This is a genomic window from Bacillus sp. J14TS2, assembly GCF_018333015.1.
In the GTDB taxonomy this organism is placed as follows: Bacteria; Bacillota; Bacilli; order Bacillales; family Bacillaceae_C; genus Lederbergia.
This window is the reverse complement of the sequence record NZ_BORE01000022.1, coordinates 34,205-52,251: the sequence shown is the minus strand read 5'-3', so window position 1 is coordinate 52,251 and position 18,047 is coordinate 34,205. Positions and strand designations below refer to the sequence as shown.

General features: G+C 37.0%; 18 protein-coding genes. 13 read left to right on the top strand and 5 right to left on the bottom strand.

Going from position 1 to position 18,047, the window contains the following annotated elements:
- The first annotated feature begins 191 nt into the window (after positions 1 to 191).
- Both KI375_RS24225 and KI375_RS24220 read left to right on the top strand, forming a co-directional pair.
- Complete coding sequence (locus tag KI375_RS24225; protein WP_212975945.1) at positions 192 to 1,949, top strand: ATP-binding cassette domain-containing protein; 1,758 nt, start codon at positions 192 to 194, stop codon at positions 1,947 to 1,949.
- Between the two features lie 3 nt (positions 1,950 to 1,952).
- Complete coding sequence (locus KI375_RS24220; protein WP_212975944.1) at positions 1,953 to 3,731, top strand: ABC transporter ATP-binding protein; 1,779 nt, start codon at positions 1,953 to 1,955, stop codon at positions 3,729 to 3,731.
- A 108-nt stretch (positions 3,732 to 3,839) separates the two neighbouring features.
- Here KI375_RS24220 and ytvI read toward each other — a convergent pair whose 3' ends face one another.
- Positions 3,840 to 4,898 carry a sporulation integral membrane protein YtvI gene (ytvI, locus tag KI375_RS24215; RefSeq protein WP_212975943.1) on the bottom strand — a complete coding sequence of 353 codons (1,059 nt, stop codon included), beginning with the start codon at positions 4,896 to 4,898 and terminating at the stop codon, positions 3,840 to 3,842.
- Between the two features lie 172 nt (positions 4,899 to 5,070).
- Entirely contained in the window at positions 5,071 to 6,039 is a 969-nt protein-coding gene (locus KI375_RS24210) for a quinone oxidoreductase family protein (RefSeq protein WP_212975942.1), read from the bottom strand.
- A 119-nt stretch (positions 6,040 to 6,158) separates the two neighbouring features.
- On the opposite strand from KI375_RS24210, the gene KI375_RS24205 reads away from it, so the two are divergent.
- Positions 6,159 to 6,758 carry a TetR/AcrR family transcriptional regulator C-terminal domain-containing protein gene (locus KI375_RS24205; RefSeq protein WP_212975941.1) on the top strand — a complete coding sequence of 200 codons (600 nt, stop codon included), beginning with the start codon at positions 6,159 to 6,161 and terminating at the stop codon, positions 6,756 to 6,758.
- A gap of 328 nt (positions 6,759 to 7,086) precedes the next feature.
- Here KI375_RS24205 and KI375_RS24200 read toward each other — a convergent pair whose 3' ends face one another.
- On the bottom strand, positions 7,087 to 7,446 hold the full coding sequence (locus KI375_RS24200) for a YugN family protein (RefSeq protein ID WP_212975940.1): 360 nt from the start codon (positions 7,444 to 7,446) through the stop codon (positions 7,087 to 7,089).
- Between the two features lie 460 nt (positions 7,447 to 7,906).
- Between KI375_RS24200 and KI375_RS24195 the strand changes: the two genes are divergently transcribed.
- The 9 genes from KI375_RS24195 (at position 7,907) to coaD (ending at position 13,972) form a co-directional block, all read left to right on the top strand.
- A complete protein-coding gene (locus KI375_RS24195) occupies positions 7,907 to 8,872 on the top strand; it encodes a CAP domain-containing protein (RefSeq protein ID WP_212975939.1) in 966 nt (321 codons plus the stop codon).
- Between the two features lie 139 nt (positions 8,873 to 9,011).
- A complete protein-coding gene (gene ylbD, locus KI375_RS24190) occupies positions 9,012 to 9,422 on the top strand; it encodes a YlbD family protein (RefSeq protein ID WP_244853033.1) in 411 nt (136 codons plus the stop codon).
- A 13-nt stretch (positions 9,423 to 9,435) separates the two neighbouring features.
- On the top strand, positions 9,436 to 9,675 hold the full coding sequence (locus tag KI375_RS24185; protein ID WP_207451777.1) for a YlbE-like family protein: 240 nt from the start codon (positions 9,436 to 9,438) through the stop codon (positions 9,673 to 9,675).
- 56 nt (positions 9,676 to 9,731) lie between these two features.
- A complete protein-coding gene (locus tag KI375_RS24180) occupies positions 9,732 to 10,103 on the top strand; it encodes a hypothetical protein (protein WP_212975938.1) in 372 nt (123 codons plus the stop codon).
- Between the two features lie 105 nt (positions 10,104 to 10,208).
- Positions 10,209 to 10,655 carry a YlbF/YmcA family competence regulator gene (locus KI375_RS24175; RefSeq protein WP_207451779.1) on the top strand — a complete coding sequence of 149 codons (447 nt, stop codon included), beginning with the start codon at positions 10,209 to 10,211 and terminating at the stop codon, positions 10,653 to 10,655.
- Positions 10,656 to 10,741: 86 nt separating this feature from the next.
- Positions 10,742 to 11,017, top strand: a complete 276-nt coding sequence (locus tag KI375_RS24170) for a YlbG family protein (RefSeq protein WP_207451780.1) — start codon at positions 10,742 to 10,744, stop codon at positions 11,015 to 11,017.
- 122 nt (positions 11,018 to 11,139) lie between these two features.
- Positions 11,140 to 12,531, top strand: coding sequence for a hypothetical protein (locus tag KI375_RS24165; protein WP_212975937.1), 1,392 nt, complete (start codon positions 11,140 to 11,142; stop codon positions 12,529 to 12,531).
- Between the two features lie 377 nt (positions 12,532 to 12,908).
- Positions 12,909 to 13,493 (top strand): 16S rRNA (guanine(966)-N(2))-methyltransferase RsmD, encoded by a 585-nt coding sequence (rsmD, locus tag KI375_RS24160; protein ID WP_374706905.1) that lies wholly within the window; start codon positions 12,909 to 12,911, stop codon positions 13,491 to 13,493.
- Positions 13,490 to 13,972: a pantetheine-phosphate adenylyltransferase gene (coaD, locus tag KI375_RS24155; protein WP_207451783.1), complete on the top strand. Its 483-nt coding sequence runs from the start codon at positions 13,490 to 13,492 to the stop codon at positions 13,970 to 13,972. Before rsmD ends, coaD begins: the two co-directional genes overlap by 4 nt.
- Before the next feature lie 272 nt (positions 13,973 to 14,244).
- On the opposite strand, the gene ylbJ is transcribed toward coaD, so the two are convergent.
- Positions 14,245 to 15,447: a sporulation integral membrane protein YlbJ gene (ylbJ, locus tag KI375_RS24150; protein WP_374706904.1), complete on the bottom strand. Its 1,203-nt coding sequence runs from the start codon at positions 15,445 to 15,447 to the stop codon at positions 14,245 to 14,247.
- Positions 15,448 to 15,561: 114 nt separating this feature from the next.
- Here ylbJ and KI375_RS24145 point away from each other — a divergent pair, with 114 nt between their 5' ends.
- Complete coding sequence (locus KI375_RS24145; RefSeq protein ID WP_212975935.1) at positions 15,562 to 16,332, top strand: patatin-like phospholipase family protein; 771 nt, start codon at positions 15,562 to 15,564, stop codon at positions 16,330 to 16,332.
- Between the two features lie 258 nt (positions 16,333 to 16,590).
- On the opposite strand, the gene KI375_RS24140 is transcribed toward KI375_RS24145, so the two are convergent.
- Positions 16,591 to 17,796, bottom strand: coding sequence for a nucleotidyltransferase (locus tag KI375_RS24140; protein ID WP_212975934.1), 1,206 nt, complete (start codon positions 17,794 to 17,796; stop codon positions 16,591 to 16,593).
- Between the last annotated feature and the right edge of the window lie 251 nt (positions 17,797 to 18,047).

Here is an 18,047-nt window from a genome sequence, read left to right as displayed (position 1 = left end):
TACATGAGCAGCGGAGAAACAAGCCCACGAGCTTCCACAGGATGTGGTGACTTCGACGTTCGACACAGGACGTGTCGGTAACTAGTCGAAGTTCCTTTATCTCGCAGCGTCATTTTTACCGGAGTTTTTGAACATCCTCTTTAAACGAATTCAGAGGTGGAAGGCTAATCATAGGAGGAGGATACTACGTTTTGGCTAACTTTATCTATGCTGTAAGGCTATTTTACTCAAGTAACAAGAGAAATTTAATGATCTATTTACTAACAAGTCTATTGTCTATTCCTATTTTATTTGCGGAGTTGTTCGTGACAAAATATGTTGTGGACGTTATCCAAGGCACGACTCAAAATACTTTTAATTTTACTGATGCCCTATACTTAATCGCTTTACTAAATCTCATTTTATATGCTGGTGGTGTGACGCATTCATTAAAGGCTATATCTACAACGAATCTAAGGGTAACCGATTTATATGAAATAGAAAATAAAATTCTTAATAAGACATCTGCATTATCTTTGAAGGATATTGAAAACCCCTTCGTTAAAACCATGAGAGAGAAGGCAAAAAGGTTCTCTTTGACAGGAACTTTGGATCAATGGGTTGGTTTAATAACTAATTTAATCTCACTGATCGGAATTTTCGTGGTATTAATGATTTGGGGATTTTATTATTTAGCGATTATTATCGCGGTTGTGCTCCTTTTACAGATGAAAATAAGTAAATGGGTCTCTAAAAAGGCAGAGGATACTGCGCGTGGGCAAACATCATCGATTAGGGTTTTTGACTATATCGTTGATCTGCTGGTGGATCGAAAATCGGTACAGGAAATTAGAGTATATAAGATGTATAAATACTTAAGCGAGAAAATGAGACTTATATTCTTTAATAATTTTAAACAAACACAAAAAAAGCTGATTTTATCTGAAACGATTAATTTTTCCAAAGATATTGTAACCGCCTTACTAAGAGGGATTTCTATCTTGTTGTTAGTAGTGGTGCTAGGTCGTAATGGACAGACTGCAGGAGCTTTTGTGATGTTGTTTCAAGTGGTTAATCAGTTGTATGTCATCTTTCCTTCATTCATAGGTTCATATTCAGGTCTGCAAGCTAGTCATATGCGTTTTACTGATTATTCCTCCTATTTGAAAATGGAAGAAGAAGCAATTCCGGATGAAGCTTCTGTCCTTCAGTCTAAAGGACTGGGGATTATCGCAGATCAATTGATATTTAAATATCCGACCAATCAGCATGATACGTTAAAAAATATTAATTTTACGATTAAGCCCGGAAGCAGTGTGGCTTTTGTTGGGGAAAATGGGTCAGGGAAAACGACACTTGTCAAAATGATCCTAGGTTTGTACAGGCCTACTTCTGGCATAATCAAGTGGTCCAATGAAAATGGCCAAGTGCAAATACACAATGTTGCGAATGAAAGCAGAGTCATATTCCAGGATTTTATAAAATTGCTTAGACCAATTCGTGAAAATGTAGCGATAGGCAATATTTCGATGATAAATAATGACTCGGCTTTAATACAGGCTTTAAAAAAGGCTGATGCAGACAGCTTTTCTGAAGGACTGGATACTTTCTTAGGTCCTCAATTTGGCGGTTTGGATTTATCTGGAGGGCAATGGCAGAGACTGGCGATAGGACGGGCCTATCTTAAAGAAAGTTCCCTCACAATTTTTGACGAACCGACGGCATCCTTAGACCCTAATTCCGAAAAGAAAGCTTTTGATATATTTGTAAATTTAGGTGAACAGCAAACTTCGATTATAGTTACTCATCGGCTTTATATTACAAAATTCGTAGACGAAATATTTATGTTTGAAAATGGGGAGATTGTGGAGAGAGGATCCCATAAGGAGCTCATGAATGCTAAAGGAAAGTATGAAGAAATGTTTAGACAGCAATCCACATTATACTCATCAAAAAATGAGGAGGTATAAATATTGAATTCAAAGCTAGCCAATATTTTCCAACTCCTATTGAAAATTTTTAAGGAAACGCCTGTTATTTCCTTCCTAACCTTTATTATTCCATTACTAAGTGGGTTATTAACCTTTTATACCTTCTCAGCACAGAAAAATTTGATTAATTTAATTCCAGATCATTCAGGAACTACAGATTGGAAAGACTTACTTCACTTAGCGATGTTTCCAATATTAGTATATGTCTCGATCTATGCTCTTCAATCATTCTCCAGTAGTGTAACGAACATCTTGAAGTCTAAAATGAATGCCAATATCACCTATTCGTTCCAATCAGAAATTGCGAACGTGGCGAGTAAAATTGATTTCAAGAAATTTGATGATAAAGAATTTGGAAATACCTTACAACGCGCAAAGAACGTAGTTGGTGAAGATATGGACGGAATAACCGGCTTTTTAGTTGCTACAGTGGGTACGGTATCTTCCTTAATCAGTGTAGTATGGCTTGCCGCAACGAATGGATACTTTCTTATAACACTTATTGTTTCACTGTTGATCATAAGTAATTTAGTTATTCGAATGATGGTAGAGGTAAAAGTTAGAAAGGTCGGAAAAGAGGTCACCTTTGATGGCAGAATGAGTGAATATTTTTCCAACTCACTTTTGGATGCAAATGTTCTTAGGGAATTAAAAGTATATAACGCATTTCATTTTTTCCTTGACTTATGGGGGAAGGTTACATTAAGGCAATATAATCAAAGTTATGGAGCCAGAAAATATGAAATAAAAATAGGTATGTTTCTTGCGATCATCCAGACTACCGCCATTTTTATTGTATTGGTCTATTTACTTAACAAAATGAATGGATCTGATAGTGTAACGATCGGAGGAATTTCCGTTTTATTCTTAGCATTGTTATCAGTTGGGGGACAAGTCATGAGTTTATCCATACCACTCAGCCGATTATATATGAGTAGTTACAAATTGTCTGATCTGCATGAAGTTTTAAAATGGGGAGAGGGATTAAAGAAAACACATGATAACAGATCAAAAACCGAAATTTCTGATCCAGTGGCCCCAATTGTAATCTCAAAATTATACTTCAAGTATTCGAATTCCGAAAGATATATACTTTCGGATATTAATATGAGGATTACAAAGGGAGAAAAGATTGCATTAGTTGGAGAGAATGGTGCTGGCAAATCTACCCTTATAAAATTAATTTTAGACCAATATAAACCTACATCGGGTGAAATACAGTGGAATGGTCAACCAGAATTATCTGGCGATATATCTATTGTCTTTCAAAGTTTTATAAGATTTGAATTAACATTAAGGGAAAATATCACTTTGGGAAATATGAGTGAACATCATAACGATCAAAAAATCATAGAAACATTAAAAATATGTGAATTAATGGATTTGTATCACGAACTAGGCGGATTAGACGTCGTTGTGGGACAAGTAATGGAGGGAGGAAGGCAATTATCGGGAGGACAATGGCAAAAACTGGCGATCGCTAGAGCACTCTATCACGATGCAGAGTTGATTATCTTTGATGAAATGACATCGGCCATTGACCCAAGTTCCGAAGTGAAGATATTTAATAAATTAATCGAAGTTTGTCAAAATAAAACAGCAATATTTATTTCACACAGATTAGGCTGGACGAAGAACGTCGATTGTATATATGTATTAGAGAATGGAAGAATTGTTGAGCACGGGGAGCATAATGAATTAATGAACTATACTGGAGTGTATTCACAAATGTATAATCAGCAAGCATCTTGGTATAGATAATAAAATACTTTTTAAAGAGAGCCTGCTTGTAAGGTATACTTCAAACAGGCTCTTTCAATTGATAACATAAGTACTCCATCAGAATATGTTATTATTTTTTAATGCATTTTATATTTTATAATTCAATTTAATAATTCCAGCTTCTTTTGCTGATTTGAATATGATTAAGCTAGCTGGACCGATAATAAATCCCCATATTCCAAATAACTTCAATCCCAGATACATGGATATTAATGTAGCAAGTGGCGACAGGCCAAGATGTTGCCCCATAACTTTTGGTTCAACAGTTCTCCGTATGACAAGTAATACTACCCCCAAAATGGCCAATTTTGTACCCAGTACTGTATCCCCAACCAAAAGATGGTATAAGGCCCATGGTGCCATCACAATGATTGAACCAATGATAGGGATTAAGTCAATAATCCAAATAATGATCGCCATCATCAGCGCTATCTTAGGTTGGATAATTAAAAGTCCTAAGAGGGTTGCTGCAAAGATAATGAGTGAAACGAGAAATTGTGCTTTAAAAAAGCCAATAATGACAGAAGAAAGGCGTGTTGTCATAAATTTAAACTTCTCAGCGGTTTTATCCGTCATATACTTATAAATGCCTGTTTTTAAACGTGGTAAATCAATCATAAATAAAAACAAAGCGATAAGATATACAATAAAACTAACCAAATAGTTTGGGATATAGGATAGGAAAGCACTGATTTTCTCAATGTTTACATATTGCTTAAGACCAATAATTAACGTCTCAAAAGCATTATTAATTTCTTCTGTAAATGCTTTAACGACTTCATCGGGAAAGTCCTGTGCAGCATGCCTTAAATTTTCTTCATATTCATGCCAAATAGTTGTTATGTTGTTAATATAACCTGGTGCATCCTCTATAAATTTAATCCCTTCGGCTACAACTTTTGTAGAAATAAAAAAGATTGTTAAAGCGAGGACCAAGGTAAAAATAGCAAAAACAATAATAATAGAAAATTGGCGATTTAACTTCACTTTTGTCTGTAGAAAAGCAACGACCGGTTCTAAGAGAAGGGCCGTAAACAACGCTAAGATCAGCGGGACAGATATAGGTAAGATAAAGTAAAATAATATTGCAACAACGATCAAAAGTATAAAAGCAATAATATACGTTTTTTTCGAAATTTTAGACAAAATAGCTCCCCTTCCATACTCTTATCTGTTTACTATTATATATGGAAGTGATCGTAATAAACAAACCATAACTGTATGAAAGCGGAGATTTATTATAAAAATTGAAAATTAATAAAACGCCTCCCGTGGCAGTGGGGAATTTTCACACTTATTAACTGTGCTTATAAAGAATCTAAGGGACAATGACGATCCTTTTGCCTTGAAAATCTGAACGTTCCCAAACGTTCTCGATATCTTGAAGTGGGATGATCTCCATGTCCATAAAAAGCTTATCCTCTTTTATCCAATTCCACACCAAATTAGAGCCCTCGCTTAATGATTCTGGTGTTATACCCAAAGCTCCACCGGATATTATAAGCCCTGAGGTTCTTAAAGCATCTGCGGAAAGTGTAAGTTTTGATCCAGCTTTTTCTCCTATTTGAACAAGTTGAGTTCGTTGTCCGTTAAGACTTATTTCTTGAGGAACTAACGCTTCTATGAGTGCTTCAGTCGGATCGCCCCATAAAAAATCCAAAATGATGTCTACACCCTCATTTATCACCTTCTTGAAGGATGTATTTAAATCTTCTTTAGACTGTTTAAGATCTAGTACAGTATCTGCTCCAAGTTCCTTGATTCGTTTTAATGATTCTTCATTACGACCAGTGCCAATGACATGTCCTGCACCAAGTAGCTTGGCAATCTGGACAGCAAGCTTACCTGAAACGCCGGTTGCACCATTTATAAGTACAGTCTTTCCAGGCTCCATATTTACGCCCCATTTAAGTGGTAAAAGAGATGTCAATGCCGAAGATGGAAGTGCGGCTGCTGTCTCAGCATTTATCCCATCAGGAATCAGAATCGTAGATTCTTTTGGGACAACGGTTTTTTCAGCCATGGCGCCATATGGAGCCTTTGCGCTTGAAAACCCAACCAGTTTACCATCTGAACGCTCTCCTACCCCTCTTAACCCTGCAATTGCTGGTAATTCAGAAAGAAATTGACGACTCGCAAAATGTTCACCTTTTGCGATCATCCGATCGACATTTTCAAGTGGGACTGCTTTCACATGAATCAAAATATCATCCTTACCTAGAGATGGATCTGCAAAATCCTCGTATTGTGGAATGTCTCCGATTTTGTGTAATACGGCTGCTTTCATGATAAAACCTCCTAAAATGATTTACTTAACACCGTTAAATTTAACGGTGTTAAGTAAATGTATACGCCACTTATGATATAATGTCAAGAGTAAATACAGTGGAATGAAAGGGACGTGCCATGGCACTAAAAAAACAACAAATTATAAAAGAGGCATTGGAGCTTCTCAATGAAAGTGGGCTTGAAGGGGTCACGCTAAGAAAATTAGCAAAAAGACTGGATGTACAGGCACCAGCTTTATACTGGCATTTTAAAAATAAAAACACCCTGGTTAACGAAATGGCTGAGGCTATTTTACAAATTGAGTTTTCCAATATACATATACGGAAGATGGATGAGTCCTGGCAAGATTGGTTAATCCTTCTATTTAACCGTTTACGGAGAGCCTTGCTTTCATATACTGATGGAGGGCGTGTAGTGGCAGGGGCGCATCTCTCGTTGACGATGGCGAACCTATCTGAACAAGCGATTAAAACTCTTGTGGAGGCGGGTCTAGGTCTTCGTCAGTCCCGTTTGATTGTTTTGACCGCGACTCGCTATACTTTTGGTCATGTGATCGAAGAACAAACGACCACTACTCAAAAAGAGATGCATGATTTTCATTTCGAACAATTTCGGAAGGCACATCCTCTGCTGGCGGCAAGCATAAATGAATATTTTTCCGCTGGACAAACAGTTGAGGACCTTTTTAATGATGGGTTGAGGATTATTATTGACTAATTGAGAGCTCGACAAACAAGAAAAGCGCAAGGCGCCCGCTACCTTCGACAAGCAAATGTTCTGAGACAAAGAAAGGCGTTCTTTGCCTTTCATTGGCTCAGGTTAAAGTAGAACATCGGCTAAATTCGCGCCGTCCTGGCGGCAGACTCAAACGCGACGTCCTGTCGCTTCGTCTGCACTAGTACTTCCTGTACGTCGCAACGCCGATGGCGCCTGGAGCTAGACACCAACCGCAACGTAAACAGTCATCCACAAGCGACAATTTTATCGTTTCCTTAACCTTAAAAAAGAACATGAGGGCATCGGCCTCATGTTCTTTTTAAACAAATTAATCAGCAAACACGGATAGTTCTTTATAGATCTTTTCAAGCATTTGTTGGCATTGTTTCACAAGATGTTCTGGGAAGTATTCATCTTCTCCATATTCAACACCATGTGGATAATAATGCTTACCAAGAATCGGGGTCATAAGTTGAATGAAAGCATCGTGTGCTCCAACATCTCCCTGTGTTGCATAGCCCTGAACACGTAAATAGTATGTACCTTCACGAATTTGAAATTTGTGGTCATACGTGACACGTTCATAATCCCATTGTCCAGCTCGTACCATAGAGTTTTCTTCCATTACTTCATCTAAACGATCTAAGTCCATATGTAATGTTTCAATACTAGTATTTTCAAATTTCAAGATATGTCCCTCCTTTTTGTTCCAACTGCCTCATCAATTTACCTTTAGCATCATAAAATCAATTATTCCTCTTATATAATAGTCGAAATAACATGAACTTGCAATCTTATGCGTTTAACCGTAGGAAAAGATTAGGGAAAAGGTGACAATTTTTAGACGGTTTCATTTTCTATTTTAAAGAAAAAAATAAAGTGTAGAAATGCCTTCAATCTAGCTATATTCATTTTCATTGAGAAGAAAACAATGTTAGAATGGAATCATTATATCTATAACAATAAAGTAAAACTTCATTTAGTGGGATTTTTCCTTTCTGCTAAATTCGGGATAGAGTAAAGAGAAACTGTTTTTCGAGAAAGGAGGGTCAAGGCTGCGTACTTTTGTTCGTGTTTGTATTATGACGACGATTATTTTTTTGTTCATGATTTTTTCACATTCTACTCATGAGGATGATCATGAACCATTGAAAGATCAGAATTCTGCCACTCCTCCTAAGATCGACTATTTTATGGATGATGGAAATAGAGTGGAGGATACGACCCGTCCTCAGGAAGGGTTATCTGTCTATATCGGCAAAGACAGCAAAGCCATTGTAGAAGATTATGGCAAGCCAGAAAGAATTGAACCATCTGCCTATGGATATGATTGGTGGATATATAAAGGGTTTAGCGGAACCTATATGCAGGTTGGTGTTGCAAAGAAGAAGGTTGTGACAATATATGCGATGGGGACCCAATTAAATGTTGCACCATATACGATTGGTCAGCCTATTGAGGATATTTTTCGATCGACTATTTTAGATACGGAGATTACAGCTTCTACAGAAGATGGAATGTATCGATTTGAATTATCGGAAGAGGACTTATATATTCGGCCACTTGTTCCTCTAGGGGATATATTTGCTCAATTAGCCATTGATAAATTTACCGGGACTTTATTTAGTGTCCGTTTTTTAGATACAAAAACGCTTATTACTCAAAATCCCTATGAATTGGTTTACAATGGTGACCTAATAGAGCCAGCAGAATTAGAAAGAGATGATTGGCAGGCGATTGAAGAGGGGAGCAAGAAGCAAGTATTTGATTTGACCAATATTATTAGAGAACGATTTGATTTATATCCTTTGGAATGGGATGAAGATGTAGCCGCCGTTGCCTATGATCATAGTAAGGATATGGTTATGGAGGACTATTTTTCCCATAATTCACCCGAATATGGTTCGCTTGCTGAACGACTTGGTGTACAGGGAATTGAAGTGAACGAAGCGGCTGAGAATATTGCTAAGGATTATATAGATGGCCCTGCTGTTGTGGAAGGTTGGCTCAATTCTGATGCTCATAGACAGACACTATTGGATGAGTCATATACAAACTTAGGCATAGGGGTTTATCGAAGATATTATACGCAAAATTTCATTGAGGTGGAGTAAGAGATAGCGTGGTTTCCTAGACTTATTCATTTTTAAAACAGTGAATTCCAAAGATTTTCGCTATCAGCTTTTTACTCACTTTTTTCGCAAGCCAACATAACCTATACATAGGACGATTGTATAGGTGAGGTGAATGATAATGGATAAGGATCTCCATCCTTCCGTAAAGGAATTTAAAGATTTTATTCAACAAAACCCCCATTTAATTAAAGCGGTTCGCCAGGAAGAGTATACCTGGCAAGAGTTATTCGAGGATTGGTATCTACTTGGAGAAGATGACCCTAAGTGGAAAACTGGAAGTACAGGTAAAACGGAAAACAGTGAAAAAAAGGACGAAGATAGTAAATTGTCATTAGGTCAGATCACAAAGATCATAAAGAATATGGATGGAAATCAATTGCAACATCATATTCAACAACTAAGTCAGGCAATTGGTACTGTTCAAGGTGTTTTAACTCAATTTAACCAATCAGGTGGTCAGACAGGTTCGCCATCAGCTGGTGCTCAACAAGCAAAATCAAATAATCCTTTTTCTTTTAGAAAAGATTAAAGGGGGTTAAAGCATGCGCCAGGAAGTGATTCAATATATCCATAATAAGAAAGAATTAACACAGTTTTTAAGAGAGCAACCACAATGGTATCGGAAATTATCACGAGAACCAGAACTGCTAGAACAATTTGAAGTTGCCTCATTACACTATTTTAAAAAGACGATCCCTCATCGTGTAGAAAAATTCTCAAATAATATGCATATGGCATCGATGATGATGAATATGTTTCAGGCATTGAACGCCTCAAAGTAATATTTCTTGTATGAAGCTCTTCCTTTTGTAAAAACTACAAAAGAGGAGTGATAATGATGTGGAGATTGATCTTGCTATCAATGATATTCATTTTAATGACTGGTTGTGGTCAAAAAATACCTGAGCCTGAATCTTTTAAAGCGAAGGCAGCAGAACTGGAGAAGAAAGAAGCTGGCATTCAACATTTTGTTGACGGAAATCATGTCAAGGTAGAATGTTTTGTTCCAATGGTATCTTTTAACAAAGCGGAGAAAAATTCTGCGAAAATTAATGTCTATATTGATGGTGAATTTTACAACGAATACGATACGGCAGCATTCATTATAAAAAACTTACGGGCTGGATCACATAAAATGAAAGTAGAAGTTGTGGGACTGAATGACCAAACCTCTCATGTATCCAAGAGCTTTGAGGTGAATATTTTTTAAATATAGAGTGTTAAGAGCTGCAGAAATGATAAATTATGGTCAAACTGTGAAGAATGGTCGCAACCTTATTCGAAACATGGTAAAATAGCGATTGGAGGTGAGCATATGCTTGCTACAATCGAAACTGTTCAATTATTAGAAAAAGCCGAAAGCATTGGTAACCAAATTATCCATTCAGAGGTCGCCGATCAATATAGATTAACTTATAGTAAATTGCAAGAAGATCCGGAGACGCAACGGAAGATCAAGTCGTTTCTTGAGATAAAGGATTTATACGAAGACGTTCAAAGATTTGGACGATATCATCCTGATTATAAAGACATCATGGTGAAGACTAGGGAGCGGAAAAGGGAAATGGATTTGGATGAAAACATTGCTAATTTCCGCAGGGCAGAAAACGAACTACAATCACTATTAGATGAAGTAAGTGTATTGATTGCTCGATCTGTTTCAGAACAAATAAAAGTTCCAACTGGAAATCCATTTTTCGAGACAGGTTCATCTTGTGGTGGAAATTGTGGTACCGGCGGGGGCTGTGGTTGTTCGGCTTAAGTCAATTAAAGTGTTCAAACAGTTTGGTGAAAATGATACTTTGCATTTCTTGTGCCTGATTGAACACGAACTAAAGGGGAAGATATATGTTTAATGACAGACAAGGATTGATCATTTGGCTATATAATTTAAAGAATGTGAAAACCTTAAGAAGATACGGCTCTATTCATTATGTATCCAAACGGATGAAATATGTAGTCATGTACACCGCACAAGCAGAGGCCGAGGAAAAAGCCGAAAAACTAGCTTCTATGCCTTTTGTCAAAAAAGCTGAATTATCCTATAAACCTTTCTTAAAAACGGTGTATGAGAATTCTAAGCCAGATAAGGCAAAAGAATATGACTATCGAATTGGTTTGTAAATATGAATCAAGCTGTTACAGCAGAAAAAGAAATCCTGTTTTTTATTAGGACAAGATCTTTTCTCCTGTGACAGCTTTTTATCGTGTCGATATCTTTAGTAGAACGACTAAGGAGAATAGCAGTGAAAAGACAGGTGATTTTGATCGTTATGCTGCTTCTTTTAATTGGAAGCACATTATTTTATCAATGGAAAGTTTATTCTTTGGATGATGACAATGTTGCGATACCAGCCAATCAAGTGATCAATATTCAACATGCTAAAGGGCAATTTCGAATTAAGCAGGAGATCGAAGACTTGCCCAATCAGCTATTTAAGTTGAAAATCCCAGATAAGCTAAACGATATCCAATGTGATTATGGAAACAATGAAATTTGTTCATTAGAAGATCCTTATATAGAAGTAAAAGCAGAAAAAATTATTTTTACTTATACTATTCCAGCCCCTAAACAGAAACCTAAAAGTTTTTTATTGCAAGATTGGCTTATTCAATTGGAGGGTGTTGATGTTCATTCGCATATAATCCAACTTAGTGAATCTAATTGGAGAGAGGGAAGTTGGGTTGGGAATACAAGAAAAGCAATGAGGAAAGAAATGGATCTTTTAGATTATTATTATTTAGAGGGAATAGAAAGTGATGTTACTTTGTTTTGGCAACAGAAACCATTAGATAGTGTTGAAGTTCATGAAAATACAGTCCTATATGCGACAAATGCAAGCAAAATTATGGAGAAAATCAACTATGAACCATTTAGTGGAGAATCCTTATATCTTATCCTGACTGATCAGCATAAAGAAATAAGCAAAGATCAACTATGGATTAGGCAACCAAAAGATAATATGAAAGATCTTCACCAACAAGTAATCATGAACGATTTGATACATACTTTTTCATTCAAACCGGAAGAGGAATGGCTATCAGAGGTATTAGCCGCAATGATCATTGATGAGACACCGAGGAATCCTAAGGCAAAGAAAATGTATACAGAGCTTAACCAGTATCTATCCAAACAACAATTTGAGAAATGGACACAGACTCTTCGTTCCTTTAAGCAAAAACAATTGAAGAGTGAAGATCTTGACATGATGTTGAGTGATATTTTGAATGGGGAGATTCGTTTTTTCACTCGTAATACGGTGAAAGACAAGCCTTTTCTGACATTAATACGAGATGATCCTAGAAAGTTGGTTTTCAATGGAGAGGATAGGGGAGAAATAATTGTTTTACAGCAAAACGATCAATGGCTGATCGATGCTATTCCTCTATTAAAGTCTTTAAATTTTCAGGTGCAGATAACAGATCAGCATACTATTCAAGCAGATAGAGGAAAGATACATTATCAATTCTATCCCGAAAAGCGATTTTTTGATTTAAATGAACAACGATATGGCATCGACAAAGCGCCTGTGCAATTTTATCAGGAAATGATCATGATGGAGATTCCCTTTATCCCTACATTGTTTAATGTAGAAATTGAAACAGATGCAAATACTATTCGAATAAAAGAAAAATAACCCTGCATTTCTGCAGGGTCCTTCCATTTCCGTCTAAACGGTTTAGAAGGCAAAAGGGAGAGGAGAAACCGGAGGAAGAACTTAAGGGGAATGTAAGTCTTCTCCGCGGTTGGCAACAGCATCATCTTGATGCCATTAAGGTTATTATTACCTATAGTTAATGGAAATATACGAATGTAGCTAATAAACTTCAGAAAGATAAACAGTTTGAAGGAGAACTGCATATTTCATTTGTATAGATAATTTAGAATGTGGTAGGATAAAGCGAGACTGCCATCTGCGGGTGGCACCGGGATAAAATGGATCTTAATAAGAAGACTTTGATTAGGGGGATGAATGTTGGCTAGTATTCTAGCCATAGCAATTATAAGAAATCTATAAAATTTGGTGACGAGATGAGAGTTATTTCTGGAACATTAAAAGGAAGACCGTTAAAAGCAGTACCTGGAAATGGAACAAGACCCACAACTGATAAGGTAAAGGAAACACTATTTAATATCATCGGGCCTTACTTTACTGGTGGTATCGCCCTCGATTTATTCGCAGGGAGTGGAGCGTTAGGCATCGAAGGACTAAGTCGCGGAATGGAAAAAGTGATTTTTATTGATAGAGATCGTCAAGCTATTCAAACAATCAAAAATAATGTTCAATATTGCAAAATGAACAGCCAAGTAGAAATCTATCGGAATGATGCAGAACGCGCCTTAAAAGCTTTATTGAAAAGGGATATCCAATTCGATTATATTTTCTTGGATCCTCCTTATCATCGACAAAAATTAGAAGCCATCTTACATACCATTGAAAAAAATAATCTGCTTAAACAGCAAGGAATGATTATAGTGGAACATGATTCTGAACTGCCGCTGCCTACGAGCGTGGGGGAGTTACATTGTGATAAGAAGGGTCAGTTTGGTATCACTGCTCTATCCATTTATAAAGAAGTAGCAAGGGGGACATCATGAAAAATATTGCAGTTTGTCCAGGGAGTTTTGATCCCGTTACAATGGGACATATGGATATTATTCAAAGAGGAGCAAAAGTATTTGAGGAAGTTCGCGTTGTGGTTTTGAATAATTCTTCGAAAAAGTCTTTGTTTTCTGTCGAAGAGCGATTAGAACTCTTAAAAGCAGTAACAAAGGACTTTGACAATGTTATTGTCGATACATTCGACGGTTTACTTGTTGATTATGCGCAAAAAGTAAAAGCGAAAGCGATTATTCGCGGATTGAGAGCAGTTTCAGACTTCGAATATGAAATGCAAATCACCTCTATGAATCGCGTGTTAAATGAACAAATTGAAACATTCTTTATTATGACAAATAACCAATATTCATTTTTGAGTTCAAGCATTGTAAAAGAAGTAGCGAAATATAAAGGGAATATTTCTGAACTAGTGCCAAAAGAAGTAGAAAAAGCGCTGGAGAAGAAATTTAATAAATAAGCTTTTGAATAGACAGCTGTATTGATCCGTGATTTTTAGTCACTGGATTAATACAGCTTTTTTAAAAAAGATATGAAAGCTCCAAATGTAAAATGACAACAAAAGAAATTGCTCCTGAATCAGCTTCCCTAAATTTGCTGTAAAAGTAGTCCAGAGAAGGTAGCTACGCACACAAATCAGCTTCGAAATTGCGAAAAAGAGTTCATAGGGTCATGCTATGCACCCAAATTCGTTATGACATAGTCAAAATTCACCTTTAGCAGACTGACTTTTTATAGTCTGCTACTGTTTATCTTTCTTAGGTAGAAGAAAATATAAAAAACAAGGGAGAAGATTGTAAATAATGGCCCAATCTTGATAAACGCTTGCAATATTGCCTCCCACCAGCGGTCATGCTCTTGAAGAAAAGCAGGTACAGCTGTGTCCATCGCTTGAATATGAAAATAATTAGAAAAAGGCTTCCAAAGTAAGACCGTAAATAAACTTGCAAGGAATCCATGTAATACGCGAGCAAAGAAAAATGGTTTATAATCAATATCCGTGGTCGCTAGTATACTAGCGACTTGTGCATGAACACTAAAACCACTAAAACCAAGAATGAAACTCACAATAATCGCTTGTTGCAAGAGTAATGATCCCTGTACTTCACTGGCCATTTGGCTTCCTAATGTGATTTCAAAAATTCCTGCTACTAACGAGTTACCAAATTCCTTTGGCAATTGTAAAATTGGCAAAATGTAATCCAGCATTGACGCGATGGCTGGCGTAAAATGAAGATGGAATAGTAATTTATTGAGCACAGAAAAAAGAATAATAAAGCCGCCAACAGCCAGTAAGGTATGAATAGAGGACATGACGGCATCACCTAAAAGTTTTCCAATCGGTTTTTGATTGTGAATTCTCGTTTGGTGCAAAGCTGAAAGAGCTTGAGAAATATTTAGTACTGGCTTTTTTTCTCTTTCCTGCTTTTGTTTCTTTACACCATAGAAGCGCATAATAAAACCTACAAAAAAGTTTCCTAAATAGTGTGCGGCGGCTAGTAAAAGGCCTAAACGAGGATTATTGAAAAAGCCTACTGAAACGGCCGCAAAAATAAACAATGGGCTAGATGAATTTGTGAAAGAGACCAATCTTTGTGCCTCGATTTTGGTTAATTGTTTTTCTTCCCTTAATCGAACCGTTAGTTTAGCACCAGCAGGAAAACCAGTGGCCATGCCCATGGCCCAAGCAAACCCTCCAACTCCAGGAACACGAAAAAAAGGTCTCATAAAAGGTTCGAGAAGTACGCCCAAGAATTTAACAACGCCAAATCCAATTAATAATTCGGATATGACAAAAAATGGGAAGAGCGATGGAAAGACAATCTCCCACCACATTTTTAATCCACGTATGGATGCTTTCAATGATTCGTCTGGCATAGCGATCATGGATATGGCCATTAAAGAGACCGATGTTGCTAATAGTAATGTTTTCATTTTTGACAAAGTGAACCTACTCAATACTGTATACCCCCTGTCCAACATCCACATAATCAATATACTCATAAAAACAGCATTTAGACCATAAGATGTTCCAGGAGGCGATGGGGCATGCCGAAAATAGGCTTAGCACTGGGGTCTGGAGGAGCAAGAGGTTTTGCTCATTTAGGAGTATTAAAAATCTTACAAGAGCATTCAATCCCGATTGATATGATCGCAGGAAGTAGCATGGGCGCCCTAGTCGGTTGTTTTTATGCATTTGGCCACGATCTTGAGCAATTAACTAAGCTTTCAGTTGCGTTTAAAAGAAACCATTATCTTGATTTCACCATTCCTAAAATGGGATTTATAGAAGGAAAAAGAATAGAGAATCTGATTCATTTATTTATGCATGGAAAAAATCTTGAAGAATTAAATATTCCCGTCAAGGTAATCACAACGGACTTACAGACGGGAAAAAAGGTAGAATTTAGTAAGGGGAATATTGCCCGGATTGTTCGCGCGAGTATTGCGATCCCAGGGATTTTTACGCCTGTGAAAATCAACGGGAGACTGCTAGTAGATGGCGGTGTCGTAGATAAAATTCCGATTTCCGCAGTTAGAAAAATGGGCGCTGACATTGTTTTAGCTTCAGATGTCACTATCGTCAACAAGAAGGCAGAAATTACGACAGTATATGATGTCATTATGCAAAGCCTTGATATTATGCAAACCGAAATCGGAACAGTAAGAGAAAGCGAATCAGATTTAATGCTCCGACCCAATGTGGAAGAATTTAGTGCAAGATCATTCAAAAACATTGAAGAGATTATTAAAAGAGGGGAAAAGGAAACACTAAGACAACTCCCTAAGATTAAACAAATAATACAAGAGTATAAGTAGAAAAGCGAAAGCGCCTTGAAAAGGCTCGACAGCAAATGTTCTGAGCCAAAGCAAGGCGTACTTTGCCTTACATTGGCTCAGGTTATAAGTGGAACATCAGCTAAAAGCGCCACATCCTGTGGCAACGCCGATGAACTAACCTCCAGTGAGCTTCTCGAGGCTAGGCGCTGGAGCTGGATCAAGAAAAGCTGGAGCGGATGCGGCTAATGGCGTGGCAATAATCGCCTCGCCATCCGACTCTCTAGGCGTAATCCGAGTTCACATCATAATAGGCGGTTGCCTATAATCAAGATCGCGCATTTTAGTTCGGTATGGTTCTGGTAAGCCTTGTGCATACATATGAGTAGCTTTTATATCTAGCGCCAGCATTTGGTTCTGTTGTGCGGAGACCTTAGCAATCAAAGGGATTTGTAAATCCTTTTTGATCGACCTTAAATATTTTTGACCAACATGACTCATGCCAAGGAGACGAATATATTGGGGTTTCCTTCCCAAATCATTGATTTGCTCTTTCTGGATATTTAGAAGAATTTGAGTTGAGATTCGCTGCAACCTTGTCCATGTATATCTTTTTGTTTTCATGATCTCCATGAAACCTTGGTAGTCTTTAGCTGCTTGAGCGGCTCGGATAAATCGATTTTCAAGCCCTTCCTCCATATCGTAAATGGCTTCTAATTCTTTACTACTCTTAGATAAAATCTGGTATTGCAAATAGTCCCAATAATTTTCCCAAGAATGGAGCTGACCAAATTCAACAAGGTAGTGTTGTAATTCGGACAAGCTGGTCTTGGGGATATAGTTTTTAATTGAATCGGTTTGGTGCGTTCGTAATCTATTTCTTATGGAGGTAGCACTTGCTATATTTGTTTCATTCACAGAGGGGTCATGATACCCAGCGTTTTTTCTTTTGATCGTAAGAAACCGTAGCTGAGGATTTATCTCGGCGGCAGCCTCCATATAGTGAAACCCAAGAATATTATTTGGTTTAGATAAATCAATTAAATCTCTCCCTGGTTCCAGTGCTTGATAGGCTTTTGATAAAGCAGATGGATAACTCATTCCCTCTTTTATAAATTCATGAATATATTTTTCGTATTGTAAACGGTGATGATGTACAAAATCGATTGTATTGTGAAAATCAGAAATCTGACCTGATTCACTCCCGAAGCAAATATGGCTACAGTTCAATGCATCAAGCAAATACACGGCTCCATAAGCAAAAATTTCAGCTTTTTGTACCGAAAAAGCGAAGGGTAACTCAATGACAAGATCAATTCCTGCTGATAATGCCATTTTTGTTCTAGACCATTTTGAAACGAGAGCAGGTTCTCCTCGTTGTAAAAAATTGCCACTCATGATGCATATGGCGATATCAGCATGTGTATCTTCTTTGGCTTTTTGCAATTGGTACAAATGTCCATTATGAAACGGATTATATTCCACGACAATTCCGACTGTTCTCATGATTGCTCCCCCTGCAATTTAACTTTCTATTTATGATACTAAAGGTTGAAGAAGAACAAAAGCGCAAGCGCCTTGATTAGCCCCTCGAGCTAGATCGTAACACTAGCCAATTTTTTTAAATAAAAACGAATTTCTTTTTATGAGAAATACATAATATTATTATGGTTAACTAAAAAGACTATTTTACAATTAAGTGGACAAAATAATATGAGAAAGAATAAAGTACATATATTGACAAACGAAAACCCGGA